Source organism: Methylotenera versatilis 7 (genome assembly GCF_000799165.1).
In the GTDB taxonomy this organism is placed as follows: Bacteria; Pseudomonadota; Gammaproteobacteria; order Burkholderiales; family Methylophilaceae; genus Methylotenera_A; species Methylotenera_A versatilis_A.
This window is the reverse complement of sequence record NZ_JUGF01000002.1, coordinates 587197-600647: the sequence shown is the minus strand read 5'-3', so window position 1 is coordinate 600647 and position 13451 is coordinate 587197. Positions and strand designations below refer to the sequence as shown.

Sequence of the window (13451 nt, the reverse complement as noted above, 5' to 3'; positions counted from 1 at the left end):
TAGCTTAATAGCCAGATTTTATTACAAAGTTCTACGACCTGTACTCTATTGCCAAACGTAGGTATCCATCGCCAGAATGCCGTAAGTAGTTTCTGGCCGATAATGAATTGGCTTACCCCTTGCAGCACCCAGTGCTACAAATAGTGGCAGTAAGTGATCTTCTGATGGGTGCGCGCGCAAGCCATATTGACTTTGAGTGCGATAATTAATTAGTGCCTCTGTGTCGTTAAGTGCGATTTTCTCGCCCATCCAATCAGCAAATTTACTCACATAGTCCAACGCTTCTACATCAATTTTCGCACTAAAAAAATCGTTTAAATTGTGCGTAATCGCGCCGCTACAGATAATCATTATGTTGTCATCTTGTAGTGCGCTGATTGCTTGCCCCAAAGCGTAATGCGCGCTTGGCGCTTGCAAACCTTGTGTGTAAAGGCGCTGTTCAGAACTTTGAATTGATAACTGAGTCACAGGAATATCCGCATCCGGGAACATTAACCTCAGTGGAACCCATGCGCCATGATCCAAACCACGGTTTTCTTGCTGGATTGTAATGCCTGCATTTTCGAGCAAACGTGTGGTTTTTGTGGCCAACATGGGTGAGCCGTTGGCCGGATATTGAATATCATAAAGAGGTTTCGGAAAGCCTCTGAAGTCATGGATTGTTTCTGGCATAACTGCATTGCTCACTGTAGCTATTGGCGTATCCCAATGCGCCGACACAACCAAAATAGCATCTGGCCGAGGTAGTGACGTGCCTAATGTTGATAGTAGTTTGCCAGTTTCACCAGGCTCAATCGCCAAAGTAGGTGCGCCGTGCGAGATAAATAGTGTGGTCATGTTCGTTTCTGTACCTAAAAATATCTATATGCAGATTGTAGCCAATTGATTGACGAATTTTATGTATGTTGGTTACATATTTTTAATAGATGGAAGAAACAAAAGATATTGCAGAGTAAATAGAAGGTTAATAAAAATTAGGCAATAAAAAAGGGTGCTTTAAGCACCCTTTTTTGTAGAACGAACAAAATTATTTGTTCATTACGTACATTGTCACTTCGAAACCGAAGCGCATTTCAGTAGCAGCTGGTGTTGTCCACATAATAATTCTCCTTAGGTTAAATTCGTCTGCTTTCACAACTGCATAACGTGAATTAATACTACGCTTAGCTCAAAATAAACTGCTATCTAAACTGCGTAAAACTATCTCATGATTTTCATTAGATTAAAGTTGTTAAGTATTACCTTTAATGCGTTTCATCAGACGTTTTATGCCTTTGCGTCCAATCGTGCGTTTTAATGAGACTTTGAAATCGTATAACTGAAATTGCAAACGATGTTGCCAGGTAAACTGCATGCCAGAAAGACCTAGATATATTTGCATAAAACGTATACGCCCCGCCCAATGCAGTTTGTGGCAGGCGCGTGTAAGGTCAGCAATTCTTAAGTTAACAGCGATGCCGTGGTTATAACTGTGGATACGCGCGGTATCAATTAACGAAAAGCTTAATTGCTTATTATGGTCAATATTCACCAAAATATTACCGCCAGATAAATCCCTAAAATGAATGCCTCGATTGTGCATGGCGTGACAATAGATAGCCAGCTGTGTGTATACCGACTCAGGTTTTAGGCCAAGAAAATCAAACTCACCCTTAGCATAAGCGGCAAATATTTGTCCAATATTGGCATCTGCTTGTACAAATTCACACAGGTAAAAATTCTGTTTAAGTGTGGTATCACCTATTTTCTCAAAATAAGCCACAGGATGTGCGGTCGCGATGCCGCGTCGCATCAGTTCCATTGCGCCATTCCAGCTGCGTTTGGCTTTGCTAGGCTTAAAGCGATCTAAAAACGCTTTATGCGGATACATTTTGACGGGTTGTTTAATGGTTAATTCTTTAGCAGCTTCATGTGTCGCGCTGATATTTCTAGGGTCAGGCACCGCCCAAATGGCATTACGCGCATGACGCAATGCGCTGTCTTTATTTGGCGCAATCAAATTAATTGGATGTAGTTTGTGCATTAACAATTGGGCATCAGCCGTATTTTTGGCTAATACCAAACCTTGCCAGTCAACGTCTTTAAATGCAAAGTATTGCAAATCTGCAACATGCGCATGAATCGCAACATCTTTGGCCAATTGTGCATTTACTATCGTAGGCGCACCATTATTCCAGATTAAATAAATAGGCGACTCCGTGATGAGGTTCGGATGTTGAGTGAAAGTATCGCCGTCACGATGCAGTACTTTTGCCGTTTGCAAGGTCTCTGTTGAATAAATATCGCTTAGAAGTGCGGTTTTACCATTAATTGTCCATGCCGCATGAATATGCAAACCGTTTTGTGCAAAATGGTGAATCTCTAGACCATTTGCAGTGGTAATCGGTGCGATATAACGTGTGCCCTGTATTAAATTCGCTACCGTTTTTACTGCACTAAAGCTAGGATGATGTTGATAGTTCTCCAACGCACCATCGGTATTTTTGTAATAAGCCACGCGTTCTAAATCGGGATAATCCGCTTCAGTTAAAGCATCAGTAATTAAGCCTTCACGCTGGCAAATGAGTGCACCCCAATTGACATGAGTCAAGCTACCCGAAGCGGCCAATAGTAGAAAATAGCGTGCGGCATAATCCGCTTGTTTTTGTAAGCCATCTGGCAAAAGACGTTGAATGCGATAGATTGCCCAAAATGCAGCTGAGGACACGGAATCTTTAATACCAAAATCACGGCCAATTTTCTGTAATAAACGCGCTTTTTTAATCAGGTTATACTTAAAAATGCGTGCCCACTGATATTTAAAAATACGATGATCAAAGCGCTCTGGTTCGGTTGTACGTTCAGAAAATAAATTGTCGCTGTGAATGTCGGGTAATTGATGCAGGTTTCTAAATGTCTTAAGCAAACTAATATTATAAAACGGCTCAAAGTCCTGAATATTCGGGCCGATTAAAGTGACGCCGTGCACTTTAATCTCAGTGTGTGCAATTGCCCAGGCATGTAAAAAACCATCCAGCGTATAACCAGCCCACCGCTTGCGATTAATGGTATTTCCAATTTCAATGGCTTGAATCTGGCTACCAAATACGTCTAATACCTCACTTAAAAACTGTCGCCAAATGGCTTGTTCAGTTTTTAAGTGCATATTTTTTGCTGCATCAAATGGCTGTAGCAGATGTAAGGTAATGGCTAATTTTTCTGCGATCAATCGGCGCAAAAAACGCGTGTTATCGCGCGTTAAGTCACCATACGTCATGTCTAAACGGACACGTTTAATGCCCAATGCTTGCAATTGTTGAACAATGTAATCATCCGTTGCAGGATTCGCATTAGAGGCTACGCATACACCAATAAAATCGTGGGGGATGTCGTGCTGCTCAATAGGTAAATGTCCATTTTTAATACGCAAACCGCCGCGCAGAATATAGCTTAATCCATCGCGGATGACTTGCTTTGTGAGCATGGATGCTTGTTTAACGCTCATTCTGGTAAGTGGTAGCGTTGTTCGCTATACAGTAAGGCCGGCAATAGTGAATTGGCTAACGCGCGCTGCTCAATTTCTTGTGCATCAGCTGGTGGCGCAGTTTCATTCAGATGTTTGCTTTTTGCATCATATACGCCGTGCGCTGGCGGTTTACCTTCGCGCAACACTACAACATTATTAGAGTCAGCCGTTTGCTGCATCCACGCAAAATTAGAGTTATATTGCATCATCGCGCGGCCTAAGTAGTCAGCAGGTTCGCTGGATAAATCACGACCTGTCATCGGGTGTTGGCCGCTGATACCCATTAGTGACAATACCGTCACTGGTAAATCAATTTGGCTGACAATGCTTTTAATGCTTTGAGGCTTAATATCGGCACCTAAAATCAAGCCTGGGATATGAAAGTGCTCAATCGGCACCAGCGTATTGCCGCGAACACGGACATCGTGATCTGCCACGATTAAAAATAGCGTATCTTTCCAATAAGGGCTTTTTTTGGCTTTCTCAAAAAACTGCCCCATCGCATAATCGGCATATTTAACTGCATTGTTATCGGTACCTTTTGGTTGTTCATACAGTTCAATACGACCATCAGGAAACTCAAAAGGTGCGTGGTTAGAAGATGAAAACGCTAGTGTGAAAAATGGCTTGCCGCTGGCGTGATGTGCCATCAATTGCTCATGTGTTTTGTTGAGCAAGTCCTCATCAGATGCTCCCCAGCTGCCCATAAACACAGGGTTTTTATAATCTTTCTGATCGGTAATCTGATTAAAGCCGTTACCCAGAAAAAAGCTGCGCATATTATCAAAATGCGATTCGCCGCCATAGATAAACTCCGCGTTATAGCCTTGTTTAGTTAATAGACTGGCTAAGGTGAAGAAGTTTTTTTGGCTAAGAGATAGCTTAACCGTGCTTTCTGAAGGTGTTGGCTGAAAACCAGCCGTCACCGCCTCAATGCCGCGTACCGAACGGGTGCCAGTGGCATACAACTGTTCAAACCAGATACCTTCCCTTTTTAATTTTTCTAAATTCGGTGTGACAGGTTTACCACCCAGTGATTCCACAAAACCTGCGCCCAGACTTTCCTGCAAGATAATCACTAAATTAAGCGGTTTTTCACGTTTGGCGGAAGGTGTGAGTGTTTTTAAAGTAGGGATTTCGCTATCGGTCGCGCCAGTGAGTTTGAAGATTTCTGCTCTATCCATTTTGCCGTAAATTTGGCTGGATTTGCTTTCGTGCTGTAAATCGTAAATGGCATAAATGACAGAGTAGCCTGAATTTAATATCAGGCTATTCACCATGCTGTCTTGCGTAATGGCGAATAATGCGGGATTGGCTGGGCGATGGCCAACGGTAGAGCGTATGGCAAAAGCCGTGAGCAAAAATATAAGTGGCCAAATTAACCATATTTTTGTGTTGGACCAACTGGGTTTTGCTTGCAACCAAGGACGCATAAAATGGCGCATCAGCCATATCGCTAACACTACAAAACCAATGCTGGCGAACACATGGATTTTAAAACCGCCCCATAACATCTTCACTACTTCATTAGGGTATTTCAGATATTCTACAAATAAGCGATTCGGCCGCACGTCATATTCTGCAATAAATCCAGGCGTTGCAGCTTCTAGAAATACCAGTAAAACAATGGCGGCAATTACCCAAATATAAGTGAATCTTTGCCATATTCTAAATAAGCTTTTAATGGCTAAAAGTGGCGCTGTTAACAGTGGAATTAAGCTTAATAAACAGAGCTGAATAATGTCGACACGGATGCCTTGCAATAAAATTTCAGCTAATTTTCCTGTGGAATCTACACGGTCAAACTTCCATAGTATTAAGCCCAAACGCGAAACAGAAAGGATGATTAATCCTAATAAAAGCATCGCGATTAAGGGCGCAAACGGCCCGAGTTTGTTGGAAACTCGCCAAATAGCTTGTTGAAATTTCTGCGCTAAATTTTTTAATGACTGAATAAACATGCGTGGTTTGAAGTAGTGGGTCCAGTAAAGGAATGATTATAGCTAGAAACCGCCAGCAGGTTGTAGATTTAAGTGAATGCGTTAATACAGGGTAAATACTTAAACTATGTGTTTGATCCATAACTTAAAGGTATCAATATATTCAGGCTGGCGAATACATAAGTAAATGGTCACTACCGCGTTTAACAAGGCAGTTGCTAGAAATAATTGAGGAATATTTAAACCTTGCTGAAATAGTAACAATGAAAATCCAGCCGATATCACCATAAATAAAGCATTCATGATGTTATTTGCTGCAATCACGCGCGATTGAAAGCCTTTCTGCGCGCGCGTTTGGATTAACACGTATAAGGGCACGATGTAAAAGCCGCCAAATAAGCCGATGAACATCACGTCTGCCAGTAAACGCCAGTGACTGAATATGCCAATAAAGCTTTGATAGTTTTGTACTATTGGGCTACCTGCGGCATGGATGTTACTGCTGGAAAAGTACAAATCTGTGCCAAAAATGCTTAAGCCGATTGCGCCAAATACGACTAGGCCAAGTTCTACACGGCCTTTTGACAGCTTTTCGCATAATAGCGAGCCAATACCGATGCCAAGCGAAAATATACTTAGCAATAAAATAAAAACGCTTTCGTCGCCATGCAGCACATTTTTGGCCAGATTCGGAAATTGCGCCAGTAATGTCGCGCCGTAAAACCAAAACCATGAAATCGCAATAATGCCTAACCAGATGGTTTGCTGAGACCATATTAATTTTATGCTGCGGTAAGTTTCTGTAATGGGATTCCAGTTGATTTTTAAGTTGGCATCCGCCGCTGGCGAGTTTGGTATGTCGCGACTTGTCCAGTAACCCAGCGCTGCAATCAGCAGAATGCTGATGCTGGTGAATAATTCATGCTGCGATATGCTGCCTAACCATGCGCCTAAAACCTGGCCAAGCAAAATAGCAATAAAAGTGCCCATCTCTACCATGCCATTGCCGCCGATTAATTCATGCTGTTTTAAGTGCTGCGGTAAATATGAATATTTGATTGGTCCAAACAAGGTGGAGTGCATACCCATCATGAACAGGGCAATGGACAATAACCAAATGTTATGCAGATAAAAACCACTGCTGGCGAATAACATAATGGCGATTTCAAATAACTTAACTAAGCGGATGACGGAAGATTTTTCATATTTATCGGCGATTTGCCCTGCGGTGGCAGAAAATAAAAAAAACGGCAAAATAAACACACCTGGCAGCAAAGTTGTTAATGTGCCGCCATCGATACTGCTTAAACTCACGGTATGAAATGCGACTAAGGTGATAAGCGCGGTTTTAAAGACGTTGTCGTTAAATGCGCCTAAAAACTGGGTAAAGAAAAAAGGTCGAAAACGCTGTTGCGATAATAAGTCAAATTGATTGCTCATTTGTTACTTTCTGATTAATTTTCTTTAGCTTAAAAAGTCTGTTTTATTAATTGCTAATGGATTTGGAAAAGAAAATTACGCTGATTCCGCCATTTGTTTCAGCGTCACATAATCCGTTTTACCGGTACCTAATACGGGTAATTCCGTTATTTGTACAATTTTGCGCGCAACGGCAATTTCGGGCAGTTTTAAGTTTTTAGCCACTATTTGTAAATCTTCGCGTTTTAATGCCAGGTCGGTGGTGAATAAAATAATGGTTTCGCCGCGTTGCACGTCTGTTTGCGTGCTGGCCGCATGTTGGTGTTCTGGCGCGGCGGTGCTGGCGATTTTTTCTACTACTTCCAATGACACCATTTCGCCGGCTATTTTGGCAAAGCGTTTAACACGGCCTTTAATGTGGATAAAACCCTGCGCGTCTACTTTGACAATATCACCTGTGTTGTACCAGCCTGTGCCGAAGTCACTGCTTGGTGGTTGTAAGACGGCAGGCGCGTCAAATAAATAATAGCCCATCATCACGTTTTCACCGCGCACATGCAGTAAACCGCCATCCTCTATGCCGGGCACAGTTTCTAGCTTGTGTTCCATGCCTGGCAAAAATTGGCCAACAGTGCCGTTTAAGTTAGCCATCGATGTGTTGGCAGAAACAACTGGTGCGCATTCTGTTGTGCCGTAGCCTTCCAATATGCGAATACCAAATTTATCGGCGTAAGTTTTGCGCACTTCCTCATTGAGTTTTTCAGCACCGGCAATCACAAGGCGCAATTTATAAAAATCGTATGGATGGGCAAATTTGGCGTAATTGCCTAAAAAAGTGCTGGTTGAAAATAACACAGTACAGCCGCGGTCATAAATCACTTCTGGAATCACCTTATATTGTAATGGCGATGGAAATATTAACGTTTTAATACCATTAAAAATCGGCAAAAGTGTACCTGTGAAGCCAAATGCGTGAAAAAATGGCAGCACCATCATAAATTTGTCGCTCGGGTTAAAATCAAGTATAGCCATGATCTGTGCGATATTGGCCAAAATAGTTTGATGCGAGTGTACGACGCCTTTAGGTTTGCCTTCACTGCCCGATGTAAACAAGATGACTGCCGGTTGGTCTGGTTGGCCAATCTCCATTGCCACGCGCGGATAATGTAGTGCGTAACCCATTAACCAAGCGCGATCCAGCACATTGAATTGAGCGCGCAAGTCTTCTAAATAGACAATGTTTAAGTTTTCTAAATGCGCGATTTCATTTTCTAATTTAGCGGCTTCAATAAATTTGCGTGAACTAATGACGGTTTTAACGTTAGCAGCAATACAGGCATTTTGCATACCAGCGCTGCCAGATGTGTAATTAAGCAACGCGGGAATACGGTTAAATGCACTCATGCCTAAAATCAGTGCAACCGTATTGGTGACGTTGGGCATTAACACACCGACGGCTTCATTTTTCGCGCTGACTTTACAGGCGATTCGACCTAGCGCCAAACTTTTTTTGAGTAAAGCCTGATAAGTTTCTTCAACTTCGTTCATGTCTTCAATGAGTTTATAGCTGCCATCAAATTTATTCATCGCATCCAAAAACGCCTCAAAAAGTGTGCGGCTTTTTTGTGATTGAAACAGCATGTGCTGCATGACATTGCGCATACCTTCGCCAGCAATACGGCGTCGCTGCTTGGAAGATAAAACTGTGTGGTGGTGCGCTATCGGAGTTTCGATGTGGGTAGTCGGTAAAATCGTGAGCGTGACTTTGGGGAAGATTTTGCGCGGATGTCCGTTGGATAATCGCCCAAAATAGGATTCGGCCGCGCCATCTACGCGTACCGGCAAAATGGTCGCGCCGGTTTTTGCTGCGACGAAACCAGGGCCATCGTAGACTTTCATGAGCGCGCCCGTTAAGGTGATGCGACCTTCCGGAAAAATCACCACGTTTTGACCAGCATCTAGTAATTGGATGACTTTTTTCATAGCCAAAGGAGATGACGGATCAACTGCCAAATAAGGTGTTAAGCGCAAAAATTGCCTGAACCACCCATTTTTTAATACCGTGGTATGCACGACAAAAGTCGCTTTGACCGGTAAAAATAAGCCCAGTAAAAAACCATCTAAAAACGATTCATGGTTAGCCACAATTAACAGGCGATTGGTTTGTGGCACGTTTTCTAAACCACGTACTTTGACTCGAAATAGTATTTTACTAACAGATCTTAGTAATGTGGCCAGCATCTTCTCTCCAAACTTTTCTATTTTCATTACGCTTTATTCTTAGAATTTTTATCAGTAGCTGGGCAGTATTTTGCCATTCATTTGAAATGATTAGGGTTTTTTCATTTTCGTTAATATTAATTGAAATTAGGATGAATTCTAAAAACAGGCTCCGACTATCGGATATCTTGTTATTGGACACCTAGCCACAAATAAAAAACGGACACCTAAGTGTCCGTTTTTTATGATGACCAGTGATTTAAATAATCAAGTCACTGATGATGCTTATTAATAATGATAAGCACGTTCGCCATGTTCAGTTGTATCTAAGCCTTCACGCTCTGATTCTTCTGATACACGTAAGCCAACTACAATATCTACGATTTTATAGAGAATATAGCTAATCACAGTTGCCCAAACAATTGTCACACCTACTGCAATTGCTTGTGTAGTTACTTGGCTAGACATCGTAATGCCTTCTGCATAACCAACACCACCCAAACCAGCGCTCATAAACACGCCTGTACCGATAGCACCGATGATACCTGCAACACCATGAATACCAAATACATCTAAAGAGTCGTCATAACCAAGTTTGCTTTTCAAGCTAGTAACAGCCCAGAAACTGACAATACTTGCGATAACACCTAAGACGATTGCACCCATTGGGCCTACAAAGCCGCATGCCGGTGTAATAGCAACCAAGCCAGAAACTGCACCTGAAGCTGCACCTAACATTGAAGGCTTGCCTTTTGCAAACCATTCTACGAACATCCAAGCCATCACTGCAGCAGCTGTTGCAACTTGTGTATTAATTAAAGCTAATCCAGCAGTTCCGTCAGCGGCCAACTCGCTACCGACGTTAAAGCCGAACCACCCCACCCACAGTAATGCTGCACCAATCATTGTCATCACCATGCTGTGAGGAGTCATTGCTTCTTTGCCGTAGCCAATACGTTTGCCTAATAGAATTGCACCGATCAATGCCGCAACACCTGCATTAATGTGAACAACTGTACCGCCTGCAAAGTCTTTAGCACCAAGCTCTGCCAAGATGCCGCCGCCCCAAACCATATGCGCTACTGGGAGATATACAAAAGTTACCCATAATGCGATAAACAATAGCACCGCAGAAAATTTGATGCGCTCGGCAAAACCACCCACAATCAATGCTGGTGTAATACATGCGAATGTTAATTGGAATGTGATAAAGACATATTCAGGAATCACGCCATTAAGAGAATCTGGAGTAACACCTAATAAAAATGCTTTACTAAATCCACCAATGTAGCCATTTAAACTACCGCCATCTGTAAATGCCAGGCTATAACCATATACAACCCAAATCACAGAAACCATCGCAGTAATTGCAAATACTTGCATGAGTACTGATAGCATGTTTTTAGCACGTACTAGGCCACCATAGAATAATGCCAGGCCAGGAATAATCATTAGCAACACTAATACCGTTGCCATAATCATCCAACTCGTGCTGCCAGAGTCCAATGTGGCTGGCGCTTCAGCAGCTTCTGCTGGAGCTGCTGCATCTTCGGTAACCACTTCAGATGTTGTTTCAACCGTTGTAGTTTCTACTGTAGTGTTTGCGCCATCAGTTACTGTTTCCACAGTCGTCACAGATGCATCAGGTAAATCTTCTGCAAAACTACTCGTGCTCACTGCGCCTATGCTGACTAGGGCAACTAGCGATAAAACAGATAATAATTTTTTCATTTTATATGCCCCTTATAGCGCTTCAGGCCCGGTTTCACCGGTACGGATGCGATAAACTTGTTCTAGATTGAAGACAAAAATCTTGCCATCACCAATTTTTCCAGTAGCGGCTGCTTTTTCAATCGCGTCCACCACCTGGTCTAGCATGTCATCTTTAATAGCGATTTCAAGCTTCACTTTTGGTAAAAAATCGACGACATATTCTGCGCCGCGGTATAGCTCAGTATGGCCTTTTTGGCGGCCAAATCCTTTCACTTCAGTAACGGTAATGCCTTGCACGCCAATGGCAGACAAAGCTTCACGAACCTCGTCAAGCTTAAACGGCTTGATAATTGCGGATACAAATTTCATGAGTGCCTCCTAGTGTAAAGTAATCATGCGACAGGAAATTTCAATTCAAAATTTTCTGTCGCATTTTTACAGGTAATACGTACTAAAAATTTAGAACGTTTTTTGAACAAATACTGTGAATTGGTCATCACCGATGTTGTCGCCAAGTATTGTGTAAGCAGCGTCACGGGCGTTGGTGGTGGTGTAATAAGCACCAACGTTTACACCGTTGCTCCAAGATTTAGTTGCCCCAAGTTTCCAGTCTGTGTAATCACCTACATCATTACCGGAGCCTTTAAACTCTTGTCTGCCAACGTGACCATTGATAGTAAAACCTGTCTCACCGATTGGATAGTTAGCATTCAGTTCTGCATACCAGCTACCGTCAGCATTTTTAAGACCAAATGCGCCATCAGAAGCTACCACTGAAAGTTTTGCTGCTAACCATTCATAACTCAAACTGCCGTAAACTTCAGTCGTCTCAGCAGATTTTACACCTGGATTTTTGCTACCTGGGTAAATATATTGTAGAACACCCACGTTGTAACCAACACCTGTGTCACCAATAGTATTTGCGAAACCACCATAAATGTCCAACTCTAGACTAGAGCTTTTATAGGCGTCAGCATCAGATAACCAGCTGATGTTAGTGGCCCATGAGCCTAGATAAAAACCACTGGAGTGCGAGTAATCAATACCGCCTTGCAAAGCAGGGTCTTGGTCTGTTTGCGTTAAACCACGGAAAATGTATTGGCTATATAGACCGACGTTGTAAGTGACGGTATGTGGTGATGCAGGTTCAGCTGCTGCAGCCGGCGCAACCGTTTCTTCAGCGTAAGAAAATGTTGGTACTGCAAGTACGCTTAGTACAGCGATTGATAATAATGAATGACGCATTGTGTATCCCCTAACGTTGTTGTAAAAAATTAAATCGTTTTAACCACGATAATACCTAGCAAGGCGCGTGCCATAAAAATTATCAATAAAATCAATGTGTTATATATTTTTGTTCTAAGCTTAAAATTATTAACCATATACAAAAATCTGTTAAACTGCACCAAAATAGCGAGAAAACATTATGCTGAATTCATCACAATTTCAAGATTTATCAAATAAAATCAAAGACATAGTAAATTCATCTCCTTTGGCTGATGTCGACAAAAACATTCATGCACTAATTAAGGGCGCGCTCACCAAAATGGAGCTAGTCACGCGTGAAGAGTTTGATGTGCAAGTTGAGGTGCTGCGGCATGCTCGCGAGCAACTGGACAGCTTGGAAGTAAAGCTTGCTGCGCTAGAAGAGCAGATGCTAAAAGAACAGACTAAACAGAAATGAATCTAGCCGTTTTGCACAGCCGCGCCTTAAATGGCATGGATGCGCCAGAAGTGGTTGTCGAGGTTCATCTTGCTAACGGATTACCCAGCTTTACCATTGTCGGACTGCCCGAAGCCGAAGTGAAAGAAAGTAAGGATCGGGTGCGAGCAGCCATTCAAACCGCACAGTTCGAATTTCCTGCGCGGCGCATCACAGTTAACCTTGCCCCTGCAGATTTGCCTAAAGAGAGTGGGCGTTATGATTTGCCTATTGCGTTAGGTATTTTGGCGGCCAGTGGGCAGATTCCGACAGAGCCACTAAGCCGTTATGAAATTGCAGGTGAGTTAGCGTTAACGGGCGAACTGCGACCAATACGCGGTGCGCTGGCGATGACTTACCAGATGGTTCAAAAAAGCACCAAAACCAAGCGTGCGTTTATTCTGCCTCAATCCAGTGCAGAAGAAGCAAGTTTGGTAAAAGATGCGATTATTTATCCCGCCAATACATTATTGGAAGTGTGCGCACACTTAAGCGGACATACAATCATTCAGCAGTATCAATCAAACACACTGACACAGCAAAATCATTACCCAGATTTTAATGAGGTAAAAGGCCAATCGCAGGCTAAACGTGCATTGGAAATTGCCGCAGCTGGTGGACACAGTGTACTAATGAGCGGGCCGCCAGGCACGGGCAAGAGCATGTTAGCAAGCCGTTTTGCGGGTATTTTGCCCAGTATGACCGAGCAAGAGGCTTTAGAAAGTGCTGCGATACAATCCCTTAATGGTGGTTATAAATTAGAAAATTGGAAGCGCAGGCCCTTTAGGTCACCGCACCATACGGCTTCTGGTGTAGCGCTGGTGGGCGGCGGTGGCATTCCGCGGCCAGGGGAAATTTCCCTTGCGCATCATGGCGTATTGTTTTTGGATGAATTAATTTTTTGACTTTTTGAACATTTCTGTCTATAAAGGAGATTCTGTAACAACTACAA

General features: G+C 42.8%; 10 protein-coding genes and 1 pseudogene. 2 read left to right on the top strand and 9 right to left on the bottom strand.

Features of this window, described 5'->3' with window-relative positions; genetic code table 11:
- Positions 1-45: 45 nt before the first annotated feature.
- The 9 genes from K370_RS06860 to K370_RS06825 all read right to left on the bottom strand — a co-directional run bounded on the left by K370_RS06860 (position 46) and on the right by K370_RS06825 (position 12042).
- Positions 46-837, bottom strand: coding sequence for a DODA-type extradiol aromatic ring-opening family dioxygenase (locus tag K370_RS06860; RefSeq protein WP_047540129.1), 792 nt, complete (start codon positions 835-837; stop codon positions 46-48).
- A 190-nt stretch (positions 838-1027) separates the two neighbouring features.
- The gene (pqqA, locus tag K370_RS12095) at positions 1028-1099 is read right to left on the bottom strand and encodes a pyrroloquinoline quinone precursor peptide PqqA (protein ID WP_012777389.1); all 72 of its coding nucleotides are present in this window, start codon (positions 1097-1099) and stop codon (positions 1028-1030) included.
- A gap of 132 nt (positions 1100-1231) precedes the next feature.
- Entirely contained in the window at positions 1232-3463 is a 2232-nt protein-coding gene (locus K370_RS06855; RefSeq protein ID WP_235272709.1) for a lipopolysaccharide kinase InaA family protein, read from the bottom strand.
- A gap of 17 nt (positions 3464-3480) precedes the next feature.
- The gene (locus K370_RS06850; RefSeq protein ID WP_047540125.1) at positions 3481-5466 is read right to left on the bottom strand and encodes an LTA synthase family protein; all 1986 of its coding nucleotides are present in this window, start codon (positions 5464-5466) and stop codon (positions 3481-3483) included.
- Positions 5467-5565: 99 nt separating this feature from the next.
- On the bottom strand, positions 5566-6885 hold the full coding sequence (locus K370_RS06845; protein WP_047540123.1) for an MFS transporter: 1320 nt from the start codon (positions 6883-6885) through the stop codon (positions 5566-5568).
- A gap of 75 nt (positions 6886-6960) precedes the next feature.
- Complete coding sequence (gene aas / locus K370_RS06840; protein WP_047540121.1) at positions 6961-9105, bottom strand: bifunctional acyl-ACP--phospholipid O-acyltransferase/long-chain-fatty-acid--ACP ligase; 2145 nt, start codon at positions 9103-9105, stop codon at positions 6961-6963.
- Positions 9106-9372: 267 nt separating this feature from the next.
- On the bottom strand, positions 9373-10815 hold the full coding sequence (locus tag K370_RS06835) for an ammonium transporter (protein WP_047540119.1): 1443 nt from the start codon (positions 10813-10815) through the stop codon (positions 9373-9375).
- Between the two features lie 12 nt (positions 10816-10827).
- The gene (glnK, locus tag K370_RS06830) at positions 10828-11166 is read right to left on the bottom strand and encodes a P-II family nitrogen regulator (protein WP_047540117.1); all 339 of its coding nucleotides are present in this window, start codon (positions 11164-11166) and stop codon (positions 10828-10830) included.
- A 90-nt stretch (positions 11167-11256) separates the two neighbouring features.
- Entirely contained in the window at positions 11257-12042 is a 786-nt protein-coding gene (locus K370_RS06825; RefSeq protein WP_047540114.1) for a TorF family putative porin, read from the bottom strand.
- A 181-nt stretch (positions 12043-12223) separates the two neighbouring features.
- Between K370_RS06825 and K370_RS06820 the strand changes: the two genes are divergently transcribed.
- The gene (locus tag K370_RS06820) at positions 12224-12481 is read left to right on the top strand and encodes an accessory factor UbiK family protein (protein ID WP_047540112.1); all 258 of its coding nucleotides are present in this window, start codon (positions 12224-12226) and stop codon (positions 12479-12481) included.
- Positions 12478-13395: pseudogene (locus tag K370_RS06815) on the top strand (YifB family Mg chelatase-like AAA ATPase); the annotation flags it as partial. The gene K370_RS06820 and the pseudogene K370_RS06815, both read left to right, overlap by 4 nt.
- Between the last annotated feature and the right edge of the window lie 56 nt (positions 13396-13451).

What these genes read in the sequence shown, in the direction of transcription:
- K370_RS06860 (WP_047540129.1), bottom strand. Translation starts at nt 837, where the DNA reads ATGACCACACTATTTATCTCGCACGGCGCACCTACTTTGGCGATTGAG.
- K370_RS06855 (WP_235272709.1), bottom strand. Translation starts at nt 3,463, where the DNA reads ATGCTCACAAAGCAAGTCATCCGCGATGGATTAAGCTATATTCTGCGC.
- K370_RS06850 (WP_047540125.1), bottom strand. Translation starts at nt 5,466, where the DNA reads ATGTTTATTCAGTCATTAAAAAATTTAGCGCAGAAATTTCAACAAGCT.
- K370_RS06845 (WP_047540123.1), bottom strand. Translation starts at nt 6,885, where the DNA reads ATGAGCAATCAATTTGACTTATTATCGCAACAGCGTTTTCGACCTTTT.
- aas (WP_047540121.1), bottom strand. Translation starts at nt 9,105, where the DNA reads ATGCTGGCCACATTACTAAGATCTGTTAGTAAAATACTATTTCGAGTC.
- K370_RS06835 (WP_047540119.1), bottom strand. Translation starts at nt 10,815, where the DNA reads ATGAAAAAATTATTATCTGTTTTATCGCTAGTTGCCCTAGTCAGCATA.
- glnK (WP_047540117.1), bottom strand. Translation starts at nt 11,166, where the DNA reads ATGAAATTTGTATCCGCAATTATCAAGCCGTTTAAGCTTGACGAGGTT.
- K370_RS06825 (WP_047540114.1), bottom strand. Translation starts at nt 12,042, where the DNA reads ATGCGTCATTCATTATTATCAATCGCTGTACTAAGCGTACTTGCAGTA.
- K370_RS06820 (WP_047540112.1), top strand. Translation starts at nt 12,224, where the DNA reads ATGCTGAATTCATCACAATTTCAAGATTTATCAAATAAAATCAAAGAC.